This window comes from Dyadobacter sp. HNCC25DJ185, from assembly GCF_056895195.1.
On the sequence record NZ_JBXHAR010000002.1, the window covers coordinates 273,764 to 295,808 of the forward strand.

The 22,045-nt window shown below is 45.5% G+C and carries 16 protein-coding genes; 8 read left to right on the top strand and 8 right to left on the bottom strand.

Features of this window, described 5'->3' with window-relative positions:
- Positions 1 to 29: 29 nt before the first annotated feature.
- Complete coding sequence (locus AC1XUF_RS06505) at positions 30 to 3,167, bottom strand: SusC/RagA family TonB-linked outer membrane protein (RefSeq protein WP_483340861.1); 3,138 nt, start codon at positions 3,165 to 3,167, stop codon at positions 30 to 32.
- Between the two features lie 492 nt (positions 3,168 to 3,659).
- Positions 3,660 to 4,046, bottom strand: a complete 387-nt coding sequence (locus tag AC1XUF_RS06510) for a hypothetical protein (protein WP_483340862.1) — start codon at positions 4,044 to 4,046, stop codon at positions 3,660 to 3,662.
- 258 nt (positions 4,047 to 4,304) lie between these two features.
- Between AC1XUF_RS06510 and AC1XUF_RS06515 the strand changes: the two genes are divergently transcribed.
- From AC1XUF_RS06515 to AC1XUF_RS06540, 6 genes are all read left to right on the top strand, one after another.
- Positions 4,305 to 7,478 (top strand): glycoside hydrolase family 9 protein, encoded by a 3,174-nt coding sequence (locus AC1XUF_RS06515; RefSeq protein ID WP_483340863.1) that lies wholly within the window; start codon positions 4,305 to 4,307, stop codon positions 7,476 to 7,478.
- A 37-nt stretch (positions 7,479 to 7,515) separates the two neighbouring features.
- Positions 7,516 to 9,522, top strand: a complete 2,007-nt coding sequence (locus AC1XUF_RS06520; protein WP_483340864.1) for a CehA/McbA family metallohydrolase domain-containing protein — start codon at positions 7,516 to 7,518, stop codon at positions 9,520 to 9,522.
- 112 nt (positions 9,523 to 9,634) lie between these two features.
- The gene (gene alaS, locus AC1XUF_RS06525; protein WP_483340865.1) at positions 9,635 to 12,409 is read left to right on the top strand and encodes an alanine--tRNA ligase; all 2,775 of its coding nucleotides are present in this window, start codon (positions 9,635 to 9,637) and stop codon (positions 12,407 to 12,409) included.
- 57 nt (positions 12,410 to 12,466) lie between these two features.
- Positions 12,467 to 12,823 (top strand): type II toxin-antitoxin system RelE/ParE family toxin, encoded by a 357-nt coding sequence (locus tag AC1XUF_RS06530; RefSeq protein WP_483340866.1) that lies wholly within the window; start codon positions 12,467 to 12,469, stop codon positions 12,821 to 12,823.
- Complete coding sequence (locus AC1XUF_RS06535; protein ID WP_483340867.1) at positions 12,820 to 13,134, top strand: helix-turn-helix domain-containing protein; 315 nt, start codon at positions 12,820 to 12,822, stop codon at positions 13,132 to 13,134. Before AC1XUF_RS06530 ends, AC1XUF_RS06535 begins: the two co-directional genes overlap by 4 nt.
- A 53-nt stretch (positions 13,135 to 13,187) precedes the next feature.
- Positions 13,188 to 14,042, top strand: coding sequence for a HEPN domain-containing protein (locus AC1XUF_RS06540; protein ID WP_483340868.1), 855 nt, complete (start codon positions 13,188 to 13,190; stop codon positions 14,040 to 14,042).
- A 74-nt stretch (positions 14,043 to 14,116) separates the two neighbouring features.
- On the opposite strand, the gene AC1XUF_RS06545 is transcribed toward AC1XUF_RS06540, so the two are convergent.
- Both AC1XUF_RS06545 and AC1XUF_RS06550 read right to left on the bottom strand, forming a co-directional pair.
- Positions 14,117 to 14,602 carry a CHRD domain-containing protein gene (locus tag AC1XUF_RS06545; protein WP_483340869.1) on the bottom strand — a complete coding sequence of 162 codons (486 nt, stop codon included), beginning with the start codon at positions 14,600 to 14,602 and terminating at the stop codon, positions 14,117 to 14,119.
- 401 nt (positions 14,603 to 15,003) lie between these two features.
- Entirely contained in the window at positions 15,004 to 16,104 is a 1,101-nt protein-coding gene (locus tag AC1XUF_RS06550) for a hypothetical protein (protein ID WP_483340870.1), read from the bottom strand.
- A gap of 199 nt (positions 16,105 to 16,303) precedes the next feature.
- Between AC1XUF_RS06550 and AC1XUF_RS06555 the strand changes: the two genes are divergently transcribed.
- Complete coding sequence (locus tag AC1XUF_RS06555; RefSeq protein ID WP_483340871.1) at positions 16,304 to 16,564, top strand: hypothetical protein; 261 nt, start codon at positions 16,304 to 16,306, stop codon at positions 16,562 to 16,564.
- Between the two features lie 231 nt (positions 16,565 to 16,795).
- On the opposite strand, the gene AC1XUF_RS06560 is transcribed toward AC1XUF_RS06555, so the two are convergent.
- From AC1XUF_RS06560 to AC1XUF_RS06575, 4 genes are all read right to left on the bottom strand, one after another.
- Complete coding sequence (locus AC1XUF_RS06560; RefSeq protein WP_483340872.1) at positions 16,796 to 18,616, bottom strand: STN and carboxypeptidase regulatory-like domain-containing protein; 1,821 nt, start codon at positions 18,614 to 18,616, stop codon at positions 16,796 to 16,798.
- A 15-nt stretch (positions 18,617 to 18,631) separates the two neighbouring features.
- Entirely contained in the window at positions 18,632 to 19,621 is a 990-nt protein-coding gene (locus tag AC1XUF_RS06565) for a FecR family protein (RefSeq protein WP_483340873.1), read from the bottom strand.
- Between the two features lie 6 nt (positions 19,622 to 19,627).
- Entirely contained in the window at positions 19,628 to 20,197 is a 570-nt protein-coding gene (locus AC1XUF_RS06570; RefSeq protein WP_483340874.1) for an RNA polymerase sigma-70 factor, read from the bottom strand.
- A 105-nt stretch (positions 20,198 to 20,302) separates the two neighbouring features.
- Entirely contained in the window at positions 20,303 to 20,629 is a 327-nt protein-coding gene (locus AC1XUF_RS06575; RefSeq protein WP_483340875.1) for a hypothetical protein, read from the bottom strand.
- Between the two features lie 299 nt (positions 20,630 to 20,928).
- Here AC1XUF_RS06575 and AC1XUF_RS06580 point away from each other — a divergent pair, with 299 nt between their 5' ends.
- Positions 20,929 to 21,861: a LysR substrate-binding domain-containing protein gene (locus tag AC1XUF_RS06580; protein ID WP_483340876.1), complete on the top strand. Its 933-nt coding sequence runs from the start codon at positions 20,929 to 20,931 to the stop codon at positions 21,859 to 21,861.
- Positions 21,862 to 22,045 lie beyond the last annotated feature (184 nt).

A 22,045-nucleotide genomic window follows, 5' to 3' on the forward strand; every position in this document is an offset into this window, starting at 1 on the left:
ATTTTGAATTACCTTTTCCCCCGTGATCATTAAAACTTCACATTCAGACCTAATGTCGAAACTCTGGTAGCAGGTGTTACGTCGTTATTGACGTTGCCGTCCGCCGACTCTGGGTCTATACCGTTGTATTTAGACCGGTATTTCGAGAAAATGAAAGGCTGCTGAATACTTGCAAAAAGGCGAAGCGACTCAATACCCAGTCTTTGAGCAAATTTCTGGGTGAATGTATACCCGAAGTTGATGTTACGCACTTTGACAAATGAACCATCAAAATAGATAAACGAGGTGTTGTATACCGGGAACTCCTGGTTGAAATTAGGTCTCGGAAATTCATTGGTCGGGTTGTTCGGGGTCCAGTAATCCACTTTGATCTGGTTGTAGCGTCCCTGAAGGGTTAAGCTGTTCTGGTGGAATTTACTGATGATTTTCTGGCCGACACGGGCAAAAATGAAAAACGATAAATCAACGCCCTTGTAGCTAAAGCGGTTGGTAATACCTCCCTGCCATTTTGGAATATCTGACCCCAGGATCACACGGTCGTTAGCTGTAATCTTTCCATCGCCGTCGGTATCCTGCAATTTCACCTGACCTACACTAAAACCGTATGATTTTGCCGCATCTGCTTCGTTGGTTTGCCAGATACCCACTTTCTTGTAATCGTAGAAGGAATTAAGCGGCTTTCCGATGAACCATTTGTTACCCGTGTCATCCACTTTGCCGTTGTACAAGGAAATAATCGCTTCCGTATTCTTATAGAAAGTGAAATCGGTTGTCCACTTGAACCCTCCCTTTGAACTGATGTTCACCGTAGATACGCCAAGTTCGATACCTCTGTTCCTGGTTTCGCCTACGTTACGAGTGACCGCCGCAAAGCCTGTTGAAGTGGGAAGCTGGTCAGAAAGAAGGAGATCGGTAGTATTGGTCTGATATAATTCCAGGGAACCAGAAACACGGCCTGAGAAAAAGCTGAAATCAACTCCGATATTTTTAGAAGCCGATGACTCCCACTTCAAATCCGGGTTACCGATGGTATTAGGGCGGTATCCATAGGCAGCGGCTGTACCATATGCATAAGATGTACGGGATACCAATGCCTGTGTCTGATATGGTGCAACACCCTGGTTACCGGTTTTACCATAGCTGGCGCGGATCTTCAATTGATCGATCCATGAAACACTTTTCAGGAAACCTTCATTATTGATATTCCACGCAACTGCCACGCCGGGGAAGGTACCATATTTCGTATTTTCTCCAAAACGGCTTGAACCATCACGACGTGCGGTGATTGTAACCAGGTACTTGTCATTATAATCGTAATTCAGACGGAGCATGTAAGAGTTCAGCGTCCACTGGATCAGGTTACTTCCCACGCCTAAAACAGTGCTGGCATTGCCAAGGTTGAGGAACTCCTGCCCTTCTACGGGTACCCCTTGTACAGACACGTTGTTGTATTCGAAATTATCGTGCTGGATAGATTGAACCGCAGTCACATTCAGGTTATGGACGTTATTGAATGTTTTTCCGTATGTAAGAATGTTCTCCAGTGTATAATTAAACCCAAACTGGCTATTGGTCGCAGCCGTTGGGTTACCACCTTTGATGTCGTTGGTTTGCGCACCAACGAAACGCCCTGCGCGCGAAATCGAGAAGTCGGGACCGAAGTTGAAACGGTATTTCAATCCGCTCAAAATGTTCACTTCCCCGTAAACGCTATTCAGGATCCGGTATTTTTTTGTTTCATCGATTTGGGCGCCTTTTACCAATTCCGCCATTGGGTTGGTAAGCAGGGCATCGCTGGTTTGGGCAAAGATCAATTTTCCATCGTCGTCATAAGCCTTTGCCAGCGGGTTTTGGCCCAAAGTGTAGCCATAAGGGTTACGGTTCGCTCCATTGCGCAAACTGTACATGGTATACGAAGAAATACCAACCTTGATTCGCTTGTTGATATTGTGGTCAATATTTACACGCAGGGAAGTCCGCGTAAAATCAAGCCCAGGAATAATCCCTTTATCTTTAAAAAAACCTCCAGAGATATAGAACTGTGTCTTTTCATTTCCACCCTGCACCCCGAGCGTATGGTTCTGCTGGAAGCCTTGCCGGATCATCATTTCCTGATAATCCGTCGTTCTGTTTTTAGCAATTCCATCCAATTCTATAGGTTCGAAAAGTTTTGAATCAGCGTAAGTGTCAATAACACCAGTTGGCACGGGGTTTCCGTTGGCATCCTTATAGGTGCCCAACGTTCTTCTCGATTCTCTTTTGAGCTCAGCATAACCCGGTCCATCCAGCAGCTTCACTTTGTCGAGCGCATCGGTTACCCCCACGTACGTATCATAAGAAACGGTTGTTTTACCTTTTGGAGCACCTCTTTTGGTCGTGATCAAAACCACGCCATTCGCACCTCTCGCACCATAAATGGCAGTTGAAGTAGCATCTTTCAGAATTTCCATCGAGGCTACGTCGTTCGGGTTAAGATCCTCATAACCGCCTGAGACAAAATCGAACGGACGGGTTGCCGCCAATTCGTTGCGATCGCCCGAAAGAGGTATCCCGTCGACTACGTACAGCGGGTTATTGCCAGCGTTAAAGGACCGGCGGCCTCGGATGGTGATTTTCGGAGTGGTGCCCGGCTTGCTGCCTGACTGTGCTACGTCCACCCCGGCAACACGGCCCTGCATGGCCTGACCTACGTTGGTAATGGGCATTTCACTGATCATCTTGGACGAAACAGAAGAAATCGCCCCTGTCAGCTGACTTTTCTTTTGAGTACCATATCCCACCACAACCACTTCACTCAGCGTTTTCAGGTCACCTACCAGAACAATGTCGATCACGCTTTTCGATCCGACAGCAACTTCTTGTGTTACGAAACCCACTGCGGAAAATACCAGTACCGCATTATTGTCCGGAACATCTACTTTAAACTGGCCTTCGACGTCCGTGTTTGTACCGCTCCTGCTTCCTTTCACCACAACGGAAACACCGGGGATCGGCAAATTGTCCTCGGCCGCGGTGATTTTCCCTGAAATAGTCCTGTCAATTGTCGCCAACATGGTTGCCGCAGGTTTCTCTTTCGCAAAAACCTCTGCAGCAAAGCCCGTAACAATTACACCGACCATGGTCCAACGCAAAAAGCGGTGCCCACAAGTTGTAAAGTTTTTTTTCATACGCATGAATTGATTACCATTAAAATTGCTTGATTATTAATTGCTTGACGGTCATTCAACCGATTACCCCTACAAAAATTAATATATCTTCTAAAGATTATCTTACAGTATTTAGATGGTTACTTATTAATCGATACAGGAAGTTCAGCGGTGTCGGACTGGGATCGGACCTTCAGGACAGCATTATTGAATGATTCCAATAACCCTATTATTTGTATGTAAAATACAATTTGAAAATCCGATTGAGGATAGAGATTTAGGAAGAAAATAGGAAATATTTGGCTTATTTTATTTATGCAATCGATGTCGGGAACGTTGCCAAGATATGCCAGTTCAAATAATAAATTGTAAAATATTTACAAAAATCACTACAAAATTGATGCTTTTGAAAATGTAAATCGGACACTTATTGTATTAAATCAAGATTGACTGAAGGCAAATCCGGTAAACAAAAAGCTGGTATTCGCGGCAATACAGTGTGAAAACCCCTGATCAGGGATTGGCGAAGAAAAAATAGATCATAAAAAAAAGGAAGGTAACCGACATAATGATCAGTATGATTCCCCTTACAATAGCATTACCGCCAGCCTGGCGGGTAACGGAGCTTTTGGCCTCCCGGTCTCCCCTGATTTCCAAGGAAGAGCGTATACGGCCCCAAAGAGAGTTGACTTCCTGATTTGAAAGGTTTTCGATCCGCCAGTCCGAAGCTGTCAACACCAGCTCTCTCGCCCTGTCGACGGTATCCTTTCTGGAGGGGTATTTAAGTATCCAGTTCTCCCAAAAAGACCTGATCGGCGGGTCGTCCGGGAAACGCACCCACCGAATGAAGAGGTTTTCCATCGCCAATTCCTCTGCCGATAACTCCGAAAACGGTTTCATTTTTTAGCGCGTTAATTTTTAGGGCCTTATATAAATTAACCCCGGAATTTTCTCAACTCCATTGTTAATTCTTTGTTAAGCATTTCATTAAAAAAGGACGTGTACATCCGATTATACTCACCCGAAAGAATGCCCCATTTTTGACCGGCAAATAACCCATACGTACTGTTCAACAACTATTGCACCATTTGCTCTCAGGCTGGCCCCATTCTATTGAGTCAGAATTGTACAATAAAACCACACTTCAATTCAATAATCATGAGATTTGCATTCATTATGATCACGATTGCAACATTAGCCCTCGGTAGCGCTTCCGCCCAAAATAAAATATTGTGGAATGGCGAGGTATCAGACCCATCGTCGTGCAACAAAGCATTTGGCTCCATACTCCCGGGTGCCGACGCGCACAGCGGTACTTATTTTTTCAGGGCTGAGCCAGACAACTCCCATATGCCCAGGATCGGCTTCAATTGCAGCGGTATGTGGCGCACAGATGTTTCCGGCTTTGATGAGCTTCGCTTCTTTATCAAAAGCAACATGCCGGACCAACTAACTTCCGTACGGTTTACCACTTATTTTGCCAAAAGCCAATGGGCTGACCTGTCGCCCTATATCCAGGGCGGCGGAAAGATTTCTACCGAATACAAAGAAGTTAGGATTCCGCTCCAGGCAATGAAATCGCCTGACTATAATCTCAGTTCAGTCGAATATCTCGAATTCGGCACATCGCAAGCCCCACAAATTCAGTTTTTCGTGGATGACCTGGAAGTATTTGACAGCACGCCACCCTTGCTACAAATCCAACCTGTTTCAAATCGGGTCATCAAAGTGCTTGTCAGTGAACGATTTGACACAACCGGCTGCTACGACAAATTGAATTACGGTCTTATGAGCCCAGCAGATGCCGATTATCAATTAATAGCAAACCCTGTTAAAATCGGGCGCCATACCTACGTCAGACAATTGAACCCTGGTTCGGGCAGTCCTGTGGTCAGCTTTGAACTGTTCCTCATTTTCGACAAGCCGCTTAAAAACAGCGCTGTTTACGAGTTAAAAATAAGCACATTAAAAGATGCGTCCGGGAATGTGGCCAGCCTGGATACGGCATTTCAGTTCTCTGACCTTGACCTTTACGGCAATGTAAAAGCCAATCAGGTTGGTTACCTGCCCAACAGTCCTAAGCTTGGCAAGCTGGGAAATTTTCTGGGCGACGCGTGGTTCATGCCTATTGAAACTGGCAACGCACCCAATTTTCAGATCCTTAACGGTTTAGATCAGGTTGTTTACAACGGAACTGCAGCATTCCTGAAAGCAGATTCGGCTTTTAGTGGCGAGAACGTTTTTGAAATTGACTTTTCAACCGTGACCACGCCTGGCCAATACCATATTTACCTACCTGGCTACGGCCGTTCAGAAGATTTTGTGATTGCTGAGGATGTGTACGATCCGGTTTATTTTCATACCGCCCGGGCATTGTATTACCAAAGGACCGGCCACCTCGAAGCAGCCAACGCGGGAACCTGGGCAAGGGATGGGTTACCGGCCCTCAATGCGGAAATACACCCTTCGCAAGCTGCTTCGCCACTCTATACGGATTTGGATTACCCACCCGGGACACAGATCCCAATGTCCAAAGGCTGGCTTGACGCCGGAGATTACGGACGATATGTCCCCACAGCGGCCAGTGCGCTCTTCATCCTTTTTACGGCCTTCGAGTTATACCCGCAAAAGTTTCCGGACAATCATTTAAACATACCTGAAAGCGGAAATAACATTCCTGACATACTTGATGAGCTGAAGTACGAAACCGACTGGCTTAAACAAATGCAGGCCCCGGACGGCGGAGTGTACTTCCGCGTCACGCCCGCCACCTGGTCATCCGGGCTGCCGGGCGAAGAGAACAATACCCTTTTTGTTTCCGAGAAAACCACACAGTCCACTGCACTATTTGCCGCCGCGATGGCCATGGCGCATCGCAACTTCAAAAAATACTTCCCGGTTTATGCCGACAGCTGCCTGGAAAGGGCCAAAAAAGCCTGGACTTTTTTGCAAGCGCATTTGGCCGCTTCTGCGCCGGTTAATGTCCCCGGCATTTCGGCTGGTCCCTATCCGGATCCCGAGGACCGGGATAACAGGGCTTGGGCTGCTGCGGAGCTGTACAAAAGTACCGGAGATGCCATTTACAACCAGGATTTCCTGAATTGGTACGGCCAAATCCCCCATGAATTCCACGCAACGATGAGCTGGCAGCAACACACGGTAAAAGCGATCTGGGCGTATTCCACCACTTCATTTCCAACCGATCCCGTTGCCGTGAATGAATTTAAAAGCAAGCTAAAGAGCGAAGTCCTGCTCAACTATTACACCCGGACCATGCTGACGCACGCTTATCATGGTGCTTATCACCCGTTTAAAGGCTACATCGGCTACGGGACATTTGCCATGGCCCAGAGTTATGCATTCGATTATATTATGTTCAGTTACCTGCTCAATCAGCCTGATTTGCTGGATTATGCCAAAATTCAGCTCGACATTCCGCTGGGAAACAATCCGCTTTCCCGCAGTTTTATCACAGGTTTAGGCAAAAACCCTCCGAAGTTGCCTTTGCACTGGTCTACTGTTCCAAATAAGTTTATTGAGCCTGTTCCCGGGACTCCGGTTTTCGGGCCAGCCGCGTCGCTGGTCATGAACCGCCCTTCCTCTTTTGCCATTCAGGATTCGACCAACCGATATCCCTATGGATTTACAAAAGAAGACCCCTATCCCGTACTCAGGCGCTATACAGATGCACGGGAGGCTGTTGAAATGGCTGAATTCACGATACAGGAAATCGCGGTAACTGCTGCAGCATTTGCCTTTTTCAGTTCCATCGTCGCCAACCCTCTTCCAGTGAAATTGGTCCGTTTCGGGGCAATGCCTGATCAGTGCCAGATTATTCTTTCCTGGACTACAAATGAGGAAATCAATGCCGATTATTATGCAATTGAAAAAAGTAGCGATGGTCATTCGTTTTCTGAAATCGGCAGGCAGCAAGCCGGAGGCAACACCAATACCGTAAGAGAATATACCTTTTCAGATACCCAGCCGGGCGTGAGCAATTACTACCGACTGAAAGAAGTGGATTGGGATGGAAAGTCGGAATTTTCACGGATCATATTTGCGGCAGATCCCTGCGTCGGCTTCCGAACGAAGGTTTCCCCGGTCCGAAGAAATGTTTACGAAGTGGAAACAATCTCCGAAAACCATGTTAGCAGTAACAGTCTTGAAGCCAAAATTTTTAACGTTCAGGGCGTCGAGCTGAAACAATTTCGAGTCAGGATCAATGCCTTAACCGACCTGGATTGTACGGATCTCATTCAAGGCATATACATTCTCAAAATTTTCGACGAATACAATCAGGCCGTTTTTACTACGAAATTACTGATCTATTAAAACGGTTGTCCATTTGGCCAAATCATAAAACAAAGCGATGATGTTGACGAATCACTTATTCAGGCTGTTTTTGTTACTGGCTCCCTTTACCTTAAAAGCGCAGCCTGTCAAATCACTTTTTCAAAAACTGGAAGGATTTACGGGCATCAAAGGGCAGGTATTTGAAGGTCAATCAGCCAGTCCGATCGCTGCGAGGATTCTCATCAAGGATTCAGCAGGAAAAACGCAGGCCACTTATTATCAGGTTTTTGATGGAATTTTTACCGGGGAAGACGGCACATTTTCCGTTCCTCTGAAACCTGGTTCGTACACCATTCAAATCTTTCACGGTATTGATCATATTTCCCAGGAACATGCATTTGTGATTAAGGAAAACCAGGGAATAAAAGCAGCTATTCACCTGCAAATGTGGGTCGATTTAAAAAAGCGGGGGTGGGTCAACGGGGATGGACATGCCCATTTGTATTCAGAAAAAACAGCCAATGATACCATGCTGAGGCAGGTAAGGAAGATTTGCCTAGCCCAGGGAGTGGACTTTATAAGTGCCTGCCAGGGTTGGGCCGGCTACGATGACCTGACCCACAAAAAGGCCTATGCTGATGTGAGCGATGATCGGTTCAGGTTGTACTACGGAGCGGAAATGCCTAAATACCGCACCAGCCATACCTGGTGGCTGGGCCTGAAAAGTACCTTAAATAACTTCGGAAACCTGATCGATTCCACATACGAAAACCAGTATTACAAATCGGAACAGCACAAAGACTGGGACTATTCCTGGCTGAAATTTAAATCCATCCCGGATATGGAAGTGATTTCCAGGTATGCCTATTCCCAACATGCCACGCCAATCATACCTCACCCCACTTCGTGGTGGATGCAGCAGCGCGGAGATATCAGCAAGTACACAACCAATGTGGTCAGCAACCTTGCTTTTGGCCTTCTTTCGGGAAATATCTGGAACGGAATGGCGGTGATGGGGTATTTAAATGACAATTATTTTTACCAGAATATATGGTTTCACGTACTCAATGAGGGATACATGATGCCACCGTTTGCGGAGCTGGACGGCGGCTATCCGAGAGATCATAAATTTTACTACGGCTCCATGCGGACCTATTTTTTAACAGATTCCGCCGCCCCTAACAAATCCATTGATCAGATCACCGCGGCTGTCAGGAAAGGCAGGACTTTCGTCACTTCCGGTCCGATCATTTTTGCCGATATCGACCAAAAATACCAGGTTGGGGATGTGATTGTGAAAGACAACAAGAAGCATCAGCTGCATATCAATGCTTTCGCGTCTGGCGAAACGGCTGACTACTTAACCTATATAGTGGTTTTCAGAAACGGGAAAATACATCATCTGTGGGACTTGCGTGAAAAACAGCCTCGCGAATTCAATGCTTCATTACCCATTCAGGAAAAGGAAAATGCCTGGTATGTCGTCAAAGCGTACGGAAAGCAGTCCTGGAAAGATCCCGAAAATATAGATATCCTCGCCCATTGCCTGTCTTTGGAGCAAGCCAAAGAATTACAGACATTTCCCGGCAGTAAATTCTCCGTTGCCTTCACATCGCCATTTTATTTCAGGGATAAAAACGCTGCACAGCCCAAACCCTTGATTTCAAAACTTGATCTGAACATTTTGTCTCCCAAGACCGGGAAACCGGTTCCGAACTGCCGCATTGATGTATTTACGGGCGGTATCAAGACGGATTCCGCACTTTTCGCTCACGGCAAAGGTCATTTAAACATTCCAATCAATGCAATCTTAAAAATCCAAGTACCCGGTTACGCGCCCATCACAAGAAGCCTTTACAGCGATTATGCGCCCTATCTTGACATCATTGAAAAAATCGCAAACGGTAAATGGCGCGAAGAAAATGGCTGGAAAAATACATTGATCAGCGGCCATGTTCCCTGGTCTGTTTTTCAGTTTGAGAAGACCAAAAAAGTATTAGAAAACGTCCAGTGGGAGATTAGGCTGGAACCAAACGAGCGGGAGGATTTATGGACTAGTTTTGAAAAGTTATTTGACAAATGACCCTGATTTAACGTATTGACCGAATCAGGAATCGGCTGGCCGTTTCCGAGTCGCTGTTTTTCCTTACCTTTGCCGCTTATTTCGTAAGACTAATCAGTAGCAAACATATCCAATGACCTCGCATCAAATACGTCAGGCTTTTCTTGATTTTTTCCGCAGCAAAGAGCATTTAATCGTACCATCGGCACCACTTGTCGCCAAGAACGACCCTACCCTGATGTTTAACAACTCAGGTATGGCGCAGTTTAAAGACTTTTTCCTGGGCAACGGAACTCCTCCCGCCCGTCGGATCGCCGATACCCAAAAATGCCTGCGGGTTTCAGGAAAGCACAATGATTTAGAGGATGTTGGCTTCGATACCTATCATCATACGATGTTCGAAATGCTGGGAAACTGGTCTTTCGGGGATTATTTCAAAAAAGAGGCCATTACCTGGGCCTGGGAACTGCTGACTGAGGTTTACAAGCTACCCAAAGACAGGCTGTATGTGTCTGTTTTTGAAGGCGATTCAAAAGACGGCGTGCCTTTCGATCAGGAAGCGTGGGATTTGTGGAAACCGATTGTAGGCGAAGACCGGATTATTCTAGGCAATAAAAAGGATAACTTCTGGGAAATGGGCGACACCGGCCCTTGCGGTCCCTGCTCCGAAATTCACATTGATTTGCGTCCGGCTGCGGAAGTTGCTGAAATCTCGGGTAAGTCGCTGGTCAACAATGATCATCCGCAGGTTGTGGAGATCTGGAACCTCGTATTTATGCAGTTTGAGCGCAAGGCAGACAGTTCGCTGGTACCGCTCCCGTCGACGCACGTGGATACCGGAATGGGCTTTGAGCGTCTGTGCATGGCTGTCCAGAATAAAACTTCCAACTACGATACTGACGTTTTCCAAAACACCATTCAGGTATTGGAAACATTATCCGGCAAAAAATACGGAGCTGGCGAAGAACCGTTTGCGGACATTGCGATGCGTGTGATCTCCGACCATATCCGCGCCGTGGCTTTTGCGATTACGGACGGGCAACTGCCTTCCAATAACAAAGCAGGCTACGTGATCCGCCGGATTTTGCGCCGTGCGGTTCGGTACGGATATTCCTATCTCGGTTTTCAGGAGCCGTTTTTCTATAAGCTCGTGCCTGTTCTGGCGGAACAATTTAAAGATGTGTTTACGGAATTGAAATCTCAGGAGGACTTCGTATCCAGGGTGATTTTGGAAGAAGAAAAAAGCTTCCTGAAAACCCTTTCTGCTGGAATTGAAAAACTTGACAATTATTTCAACTTATCACAAGAAGGTCGTCTACGAGAAAATAAAATATACACAAACAGGGGGTTTTATGGCTTATTAAATTTTTCCCAATTAGATGCTGCGAAAGAATTTACCGAAACCAAGACGCTACCAGGTGAATTTGTCTTTGAACTTCAAGACACTTTTGGGTTTCCACTTGATTTAACTGCTCTTATTGCACGTGAAAAGGGTTTTCTATTAGATACTGATGGTTTTCACCAAAATATGAGCGCTCAGCGAAATCGGTCTAGAGCAGACTCATCTTCTTTAAAAAGCGACTGGATGATCCCAGAATTTGTTGATGATCTAGAGTCTAATACTTTACCGGAATTTATAGGATACGATTTCAATGAAGTGGATGACTGTACCCTTCTTAAATATAGAAAAGTGACGAATAAAAATGGTTTTGAATATCATATTGTGCTGGATAAAACACCTTTCTACCCAGAAATGGGAGGACAAGTAGGTGACAAAGGGGAATTAATAATTAAAGATTTTGCGTTTGATACGGGTCAGCCAATACCAATAAACATAATTGATACTAGAAAGGAAAATGATCTGATTTATCACATTTCGAAAGACTCCGATCTCGAGAATCGATTGGATAATGCAAGCAGGGGAATTATAGCAAAAATCGACATTGAACGCCGCGACAGGATCAAGGCAAACCACTCGGCGACGCATTTAATGTTATCATCGATGCGCGAAGTGCTGGGAACACATATCGGCCAGAAAGGTTCTTTCCTGAACGACGAAGTTTTGCGTTTCGACTTTTCACACTTTTCAAAAGTGACGCACGAAGAATTGCAGAAAATTGAAGATCGGGTGAATGAGAAAATCCGGGAAGACATTGCGCTGGACGAAAGAAGAAATGTCCCGATTCAGCAGGCTTTGGATGCCGGAGCAACGGCGACATTCGGCGAAAAATATGGCGATTTTGTTCGTCTGATCATATTTGACCCAACATTCTCCTATGAATTGTGCGGTGGCACCCACGTTCGGTCAACAGGAAAAATCGGCGTTTTCAAGTTCATTTCCGAAGGTTCGGTTTCTGCAGGGGTTCGCAGGGTTGAAGCTGTAACAGGCGAAAAAGCCCTGGAAATCATGCGTCAGCAGGAAGAAACGCTGGATAAGATCAAGGATCTGCTCAAAAATCCGTCAGATCTGGTTAAAGCAGTCGAAAGTCTGATCGACGAAAAAAACAGCCTGCAAAAGAAAATCGCGGCTTTGGAAAATGAGAAGATCCAAGCATTGAAAGCGAGCTTGGTCGACAACATGGAGAAACACAGCACATTCAACCTGATCGTTGAAAAAGTAGATGTGCCTTCCGCAGACGCATTGAAACAACTTTCCTACGAGCTTCGCGACCAGATTGAAAACCTGATTGCTGTTTTCGGAACGGAGATAGCAGGCAAGCCGCAACTTTCCGTTTTCATTGCTGAAAATATTGTTCAGGAAACCGGATTAAATGCCGGCAAGATCGTGAAAGACCTGGCAAAAGAAATCCGCGGCGGCGGCGGCGGGCAGCCTTTCTTTGCGACGGCTGGCGGATCGGATGCGAGTGGGTTGGATTCGGCGCTGGAAAAGGCGAAGGGGTTGTTTTAAATAATAGGCAAAAGTTTCGTTGTAGCGAAACTTTTGCCTATCTTGACACTTACACACATGGGTAAACTTTTTGAAGTTATACTGCTAGATGAAGCGCTTGATTTTTTGAGCGGACTTGAAAGAAAGCATTATGAAAGAATCATTTACAACATTCGTAAATCACAAATCAAAAATGATCCTGAACTTCTCAAAAAATTAACTGACGATATCTGGGAATTTAGGACGATTTATCAAGGACTTCAATACAGACTTCTTGCATTTTGGGACAAAACCTTATCGACAGAAACATTAGTAATCTCCACACACGGTTTCGTAAAAAAGCGAAATAAAGTTCCGGACAATGAAATTCAAAAAGCAGCAAACATTCGAGCTAAATATTTTTCGGAAAAACAATTAAAAGATAAGAAAAGATGAAAACATACACCTTGGACGAAGTGCAGGACAAACTCATTGGAAAAATTGGAACACCGGAAAGAGATATTTTTGAATACGAACTTCAAATGGATTTGATCGGTAAGGCGATTAGAGAAACTAGAAAAGAAAGGAATTTGACGCAAGAGGAATTGGGAAAATTAATTGGCGTACAAAAAGCCCAGATTTCGAGACTTGAAAGCAACGCAAGTAATGTTACAATGGATACTTTATTAAGAGTCTTTATGGCACTAAAAGCAAAAGTGAAATTGCAAGTTGAATTACCTAATTTGAATATTAGCATCGGAAAATAGTGTGACACGTTAACATTCCAGTAACCGTAATCACACTAACTACCACACATAAATTGAAAACCTCCCTCTCCCACCTCCCCGATCACAAGCAAGAAGAATTAAAGGAAATCGCTGAAGTTATTGTCGAAAAAGTACCTGCCGAAATGATCATTCTTTTCGGAAGTCACGCGCGTGGCGATTGGGTGGAGGATTACCAGGAAAATACTGACTATGTGAGTGATTATGACATTCTTGTCATCACCAAAGACAGAAAATCAGCCAAAGCTGATGAAAAGTGGCGGAACCTGGGAAAAACACTAAATAGTAGTGCCGAGCAAACCAGAGTCAGCATCATTCAGCACGGCATTGGCTTTGTAAATCATAATATCGAACAAAATCAATATTTCTTTGTCGATATTTTGAAAGAAGGAATTATGCTTTTTGATTCCAGAAATTTCACTTTATCGAAGCCGAAAGATTTAAATCCGGAAGAGAGACAGAAAAAAGCGCGTGATTCATTTGAGCGTTGGTTCAAAAGTGCAAGCGATTTTCAAAAATATGCTGACTTGGCATTTCAAAATAACGACAATAACATTGCAGTATTCAATCTTCATCAAGCCTCCGAAAGATATTACACCGCTATCCTTCTAGTCTTCACAGACTACAAATCAAAAATTCACGACATAGAGGAATTAGGAAAGCAAGTCGAAAAATTGCATCCTGGCTTTGCAGCGGTTTTCCCGAAAAATAATCCTGAAGAAGAGCGAATGTTTATACTCTTGAAAAGAGCGTATGTCGATTCGAGATACGATATGAATTACAAAATCGAAAAAGAAGAACTGGAATATCTGATCGATCGGGTGAAATTGCTAAAAGAATTGACGGAGCGGATTTGCAACGAGCGCATTGCCCAATTCACTGGAAAATAAAACCAAAGCAAAAGAGCGGCGCCAAATATGGCCCGCTCTTTTACATAACGCTGAGTTATAAAACATTGATCGTTCTATTCTTCTGCTTTCAATTGGCCGCGGATTGCGCCGTTTGGATACTGGGCAGTGTGAATGTTCACGTAATACAATCCGGCTTTCAGGTCAGCTACCTGCGCTTCTGTTAAAGTGTCTGTAAATGCAAAGGGTGAGGTAAAAGTCTTCCCGAAATCGATCACGACCGCTCCGGATGAATCCACCGGTGCTTTGTGAATGTGCCATGCTGTGGGCACGAAGGCAGAATCCGTAGCAGCCGAATCCGACGAAGCGGGATCACTGTACATAATGTTGATTTTCAGCACTCTGCTTTCCTGATCTAACGTACCATCTACTGAACCGGTCGCTGTCGATGGATTAGCCGGTACTTCGTTTGCCCCCGAAAGTGTTGTACTCACTTTCAACTCTGGCAGCACGGGAGTTGGGTCTGTCGTTTCATCGTCATCACTACATCCTGCAACCATCCCGGCGATTAAAAACACACCCACAAATGCTAATTTTCTCATAATGCTTTGTTTTAGTAAATAATTGGACTGGCCGCTACCCGTTAAAACATTAGTCCCGCAAGCCCAATCATGCACCAAGGTACTGACCATGAGAAAATTACAATTTTAACCCAAAAACGGGATATTGGGGAGAAAGCCTACCTTTTGGTGAATTATACATCAATTTCTAACCTAAATCCTACCTTTTCCGTGTCTTGCAATACTTCCAGCGGTTGCGTGACCAAAGCCATAGTTCGGGCTGCCTTCTTATTGTGGCTTCAAGTGCATGGTAGTAGCTCCGTATCAAATGGCTTTCGTCCAAATTGGAGGCGTTCGAAACCAAAGATTTGAAACTGAAATGATAGCTGTTTCTGGCTGTTTTTTGTACATCCAGGTACACAACCGGGCATCGCAAACCCTCATCAAAGAATAATCTGAACGCCCGCATTAAAGCCTACATAACCCCCCTGAAAATCCTTTGTCCCATCATTTTTCCAGATGAATTTCTTGATCAAGTTGTAATGATCCTCCCTTTCGTAACTCACATAGTTGACCGTCGGCCCGCCAAAGATTTCAAATCGCTGCCCAATCTTATATGCCGGGAGGATCCGCAAGGAATTTTTGAAATAACTTCCGCCTTTAAAATCCGTCAACGTTTGCGTGACCGCTTCCAGATTGATACGAAACGGATCTGCCACAGGAATATGTGCCCCTAAACCTGCCTCAACGCCGTATAAAGGTTCATCATTGTCTTTCAAATTATACCCGACACCCGTGATTCCATACAACACCCGTCCACCCGATCGGAAGGATAGCATGCCCGTCATCGTCTCGTCGACCGACAAACTGAGTGATTTCTCTCCGTTTTTGATAAAGTTGAAAAGCGCGATCGGGTAGTCGCTGCTGTCTGCAATGTTGATAAAACCCGCGAATTGGACCCCCGTCACTTTCCTGGCCACATTGGCAAACCCGGAGATCTGGGAATGCACATTTTGAGATTTATTCAGAAAACCCGCCAATTGAAAACCGTTGCCATTTTTGGTGGCGATATTGGTAAAACCGGCAATTTGGGCGGAGTTGACAGCGCCTGTGAGATTCATAAACCCGGCGATCTGCGCGCCCTTCGCTTCGTTTTTAATGATATTGGAAAACCCGGCAATCTGCGCGCCAGACGCATTGTCGCCGATCACATTCACCGCGCCGGCCAGTTGAACGCCCGTCGCCGATTGACCGATCACATTGGCCGCTCCGGTAATTTGCACGCCTCCCGCATTCTCCTTGATAATGCTGGAAGCTCCGGATAACGTAAAGCCAGTTTCCGATTTGGATAAACCGGCGATGGCGTGAAGCGAAAACCAGTTCGTATAATCTGCTGCGTGCCGGCCATTGGAACTGATCGGATAAACAAGCCCTATATTTATTCTGGAAGTATTCTCGCTCTGGGCGACTGAAATCAATGATACAAGCATAAGTAATGCGGAAATAATGCTTGTGCGTAGTCTGCGAAATGGGGAATTTTTCATGGTCATGTATTTAAAACAGATTAGTTAAATACATACAGGCTTGTTCGGAGCTCAGATTGCAGGCCTTCAATATGGTCCTCTTGCCGTATGCAAAGTACCGACAACATGAAGCGGGGTTACCCTAAGTTTGGGGGGAAATTTTTGTTTTTTTAACCACCAAGTTGCTTAAATTTGATTTTACACATTATAGCTAGATACAATGAATACAGAGGATGAAATTAGCCTGGATGAAAGTGTCAAGAGGCTGCGGCTCGAAACGCTGGAAAAGAGCTTTCCCTTCATGATCCACGACAAAGAAGTGGCTGGCGAAGGCTTTATCCTCGAATATCCTGACGGGGAAATGAAACTCATGGAACTTGCCTCAAACAATCAGGACATTATTGAAGTAAGATCATTTAACTCAACAGAAATTACTCAAATTCGGAAAAGGCACAATCTTCCCCTTTTCCAATATGCCTGAGCTTTTTGTAATTATTCGACATTAATAGGATACTCCAACGGAGTTTAGCCACCTAAATGTCCTTCTTTTACTAGAAACAGGGAGGCCCTCCCGGGCCTCTTTTTGTAAACAATCATTCTTAACAACCTCCGGGCTCTATGGGAGCCTCCTGTTTATAGGAGCTGCCTGGGAACCCAATTCCGGGGCTCCTAAGGAGCCTCCTGAAAAAATTCGTCAAGCATCGACGCAATATCACAATTTCCCATAGCGCCAGCTAATCCCAGCCTGCCAGCCAAACCACGACGCGAGCTTATCATTGAAATCAAAGCCAGGATAGCCTTTCAATGGAAAATTTTTATAGTCTGGCTTCTTTCCAGCTACATCATTTTGATAAACTGAAAACGCAGGCCCGGCAAACAGCAGAAACCTTTTGTTCAGCTTATAAGTGGCGGCAGCCTGAAAACGGAATAAGAAAGGCATATTTTCCCAGCTTCCCAGGAATACGTTCTGATTGGAAATCTCGGTGAAGAAACCTGCTTTTTTGAAAGGGAAAAATTCCCTGCCGATACCCACTCCGAATATATAGGCTTTTTTACCCGCCCCGGTGGCGGCTCCCGCATTCAGTATGCTGTAAAATTTGTGTGTGCCCATTTTCCAGGCAACATTAAATGGTACCAGCTCACTTGCATACACCGAGATATTGGAAGTGCTTTTCCTAACAATGTTGAACAACCCGATACTCACACCCGACGAGCTATCCGCAATGTTTAGAATACCCAATTGAACGCCCTGCAAATTCTTGGCATAATTGAATGATCCGATCTGCAAACCGGAAATGGTTTTCCGGGCGATATTCACCCCCCCAGCAATTTGCCCTCCGTCGATATCAGCGCGAGCCAGATTGGCCGCACCGGCAACCTGAAAGCCGGAATAACGTCCCGATACCTGGTTATAACCGCCCGAAATCTGTGCCCCGCTGCCGCCCGCCTTGATCAAACCAAATGCACCCGAGACCTGTACGCCGTGCAATGCGCTCTTCGCCTGGCTTGCAAACCCGCTGACCTGAACGCCACCGATATGATCCCTCGCCAATCCGCTGAAACCCGAAACCTGTACGCCATTCAGGGAATCCAGTACCTGGTTGAGAAAGCCCGCAACCTGCACACCTCTGACATGCCCCGACACCAGGTTAAATACGCCGGCGATCTGAGCAAACCGCACATCCTGTTTTGAAATATTGAAGCCTCCCGCAATCTCTACACCGCTTACACCTGCGGTGTATCCTCCCAAAAGATTCAACGAAAACTTATTCACCACCTGGGAGCTCATCCGGCCATGTGTGCCCAGCCCGGGCGTTAGAGAAGCCTGATAAGGCAATGCAACGAAAAATTTGCCAATATTCCTGCTCTGTGCCCGCAGCTTTGCGGAGAGGAACAATCGTCCAAGCCAGCTCGATTCCCCTTCCGAATACCGGACGATCAACGGATCAAGGTCAACAGCTTTCTGAGACAGACTGATCCTGAGGTTAATATCTTCCTGACGAGCGATCGCAATCGTTGAGTCGCCATAACCTATTTTGCTGATTGTAATGTGGACGGGAAAAGTCCTGTCCCTGATCCTGAGCCTGAAATGTCCGTTGTCCTCCGAAAGTGTTGAAATCAATAACTGCCGTGAGTAAACGCTCGCATAGTCAACTGACGCGCCCGTTTCCCGATCTGTAATGTACCCGTCTATGTAGGTGATCTTTTCTCTTGGTACCGGAAGGATAATCAGGTAGTCACCCTTTTCTTTATACCGGTAACCCGCTCTGAATAAAAGGCGTAGAACCTCACCGACTGGTCTGGCTGCCACGTTCAGGCTCACGATGCTGTCTCCTGGTATCAAATCACTATTATAGGAAAAGTAAAACTTCCCTTGCTCTTCCATTATCTTCAAAACCTGCGAAACCGGTTGCCCTTTCACCGAAAGAGTAACCGGTTTATCCAGAATCTGCTGGCCAAAACTGTAACAGGGGATTACAATCAGAAAAACAGCCAGTCGTGCAATTTTGAGTAAACTAAAAGTCAAATTCATTCCGAAAGATAAACGCTATTTCAAAATGATCTGCTTTCCGGCGTATTCCACTTTCACGCCCAATGTTTCGCTGATAACTGCTAAAATATCTTCCAATGATTTATGGTCAAAAGTGGTATTGATCGTCAGGCGATACAGATTTCTGTTTTCAATGCTGATCCCGGCATCGAACGTTTCGTTCAGAATTTCGACGAGCCTTGGAAGTGGGGTATTATCGCAGACGAGCTTACCAGTCCTGTAATACTTGTGAAATTCTTCACTGGTTTCCTGTTTGATCAATCCCGGGACTGTTTTGCTAGCCGTTGCCATTTCCATTGGCCTCAGCTTGACTATTTCGTGATCTTTGGCTACTTCCACAATGCCGGTTTCCACAATCACTTCGGTGGTTTTATCATTGTCCTTTACATTGAACGACGTTCCGACAACCCTCACCGTCACTTCATTTACCGAGATCATGAATGGCTTGCTTTGATCGGGGGTTACCTCAAAAAACGCCTCCCCGGTAAGGGTCACTTCCCTTGTTTTACCCGAAAATGCCCTGGGATAGGACAAGGTAGATTTCTTATTCAAGGTAACCACCGAGCCGTCGGGCAATGTACAGATCAGTGTCTTGCTGCCTGAGCTGATCGCCAGCTGCTCTGTTCGGCCCTGTTTGAAAAACGACAGATAAGCGAGCCAACCCACACCGATTGCCAGGGCTAACATAGCTGCGATCCTGACGATACTCAAAGAACGTTTCGGGTAAAGGGGAAGCACTCTCGGCTCGTCTTTCTCGATCTGCGTACGTCTTTTGAAACGCTCCCAGGCAGCATTCTCATCGACTTTGCTGTGACCGGCCAGCCGCTTACTTTGCTTCCAGATCATTTCAAAATGTTCGAAATAACGCTGGTTATCGTCACTGTCCGATAACCATTGGTTAATCTCGATCTGTTCGGCCATGGTCGCCTCGTCCAGTAAGGACTTCACCAACAGATCGTCTATATGATAATTTAATTCTCGTTTCATGGCTGATTAGCTGAGGAAAAATAGTAGAAATGTAGCGGGCAAGAAATCCACCAGTTTGAGTCTCAGAAGCCGTAAGGCTTTGCCCATCTGATTTTCGATTGTTTTCAAAGGCAATTGCAGCCGCTCGGCGATTTCGTGGTATTTCAGTTCTTCAAAGCGGCTCATCTGAAAAATCGTCCTGCATTTTTCCGGCAGTTCTTTGAGTGCCATATCCAGCCGGCCTTCCAGCTCTGCCAGTTCCAGGTTTTGCGAAGTATTGTTACTATGTTCCATTTGATTGATTGCATACGCTTGATAGGCATCCCTCACTTTCAGGTGTTTAATATAATTCAGACTTTCGTGGTAAACCGAGCGGTACAGATACCCGCTGACCGACTCACGGATTTCGATATGATCATTCTTCTCCCACAACCGGCAAAAAACATTCTGCACCATTTCTTCTGCCATGACATCATCCCGGAGAATGGTGCTGGCGTAGGCATGCAGTCCTTTGAAATGCGTTTTGAAGACCTTTTCGAATTCCGTCTCTCTGTTCCTGCTGAAAACCGGCGTGTGGTCGGCGATGGCTAGATTCATTGCATTGATCTGATTGTTAACAAAATAAGCGCCCGACTTGGGTTGTACATTGGAATGACAACCAGTCGGGCGCTTACCCTAATTTTTTCAGAAAATATTTTACGCTTATTTCTGCTTCTTAGCAGCTTTTAGTGTATCCGCTTTGTTGGCTTTGTAACGCTTATCAGGCGTTCCGTCTTTTTTCAGGTTTTTGTTTTCGGCATACCTTTTATCAGGCGTGCCATCGGCTTTGAGCTTTTTATTCTCCGCGTAACGCTTGTCGGGCGTCCCGTCCGCCTTCGTTTTGACGGTAATCGCCGTTTTATCCTTGCCGGTTTGTTTCGTCGCTACGGTTGTTTTGGTAGTAGCCGGTTTTGCCGGGGTTGTTTGGGCAAATAGCGGTGCGGTCAGCGTGCAAAACGCGAGCAGGATCAGTGCTTTCAGATTTTTCATTGTCTTTGGATTAAAAGTGTGATCGTTTCAACTAAAAACCAAAATTAACTTTAAACCTCAAAAAATCTGGCCAACTGATCGACTAAAAATGAAATTTAACGGAGATTTAATGGCAATTATCCCCTACCAATTATCAATGCAACACCTTGCTGCTCAACACCATCCTTCATCTGCACCTGATAAGAGCCCGTTTTAAGGTAACTAATTCACCAAGATGAATATGATGCTCCCGAAGACGAAATCAATCAAACCAATAGCTATTATCTTTGCATAAATAACGTCTATTCTATTTACTCTTCATGAACATCCAGCAGTTGGAATACATCGTCGCCGTCGACAATTACAGGCATTTTGTGCACGCCGCCGAACATTGCAACGTGACCCAGCCGACCTTGTCCATGATGATCAGAAAGCTGGAAGAAGAATTATCCGTGAAGATTTTCGACCGGACCAAACAACCGATAGTCCCTACCAGTATCGGACGGGAAATCATTGACCAGGCGAAAGTAATTCTTCGTGAAGCCTCCCGAATGAACGAGATCGCCAGGCATTTCAACGGAGATTTATCGGGAGAACTGCGGGTTGGGGTTATTCCCACGATTGCGCCTTATTTGCTTCCGCATTTTGTAAATCCTTTCATAACCAATTATCCGGATATCAAGCTGCACGTATCCGAAATGATTACCGAACGCATCATCAGCGAGCTCAAACTGGGTAATCTGGATGTGGGTATCATCGCTTCACTCTCAGAGGAAAGCAGTTTGCGGGAGGTTCCGTTGTACAAAGAACGCTTCTACGCCTACGTTTCCGAACATACAGGCTTGTATGCAAAGCAGTACATTTTACCGACGGACATCGAGCCCAATGAGCTATGGTTACTGGAAGAGGGCCATTGTTTCCGGACACAGATCCAGCGGCTCTGTGAGCTGAGTCGCAACAGCCAGTTCGGCAGCAGTTTCAGTTACAGGTCGGGAAGTATCGAAACATTGATACGTATGGTTGATAAAAACGGGGGTATTACCATTCTGCCCGAAATGGCGTTGATGGAACTGTCGGAAGAAAGGAAAAAGCACATCCGCCATTTCAAATTCCCCGAACCCGCCCGCGAAGTATGTCTGATCGTCAACCGCGAACAAATGAAAGCCCGGCTGATCGATGCTTTGAAGGCAGGTATTACGGCATACCTGCCTCCGGAGATTTTCGAAACGCGGGAAGAGTTGCGGGTTTTGTGATCACTTATTTAATGTGAAAATCCGGAAAAATGAGAAAGGAGGATGTTAACGAATAAAACCTCCCCATATAAATCCCTCAAAAATCTGGATCGGGTGTCGGCCCGCTACATAACATCTATCAATGGCAAGATTTTGCGCGAGGGATTTTGTGTTTTTTAAATCAGCCTCATTTGCAGTTTCCTTA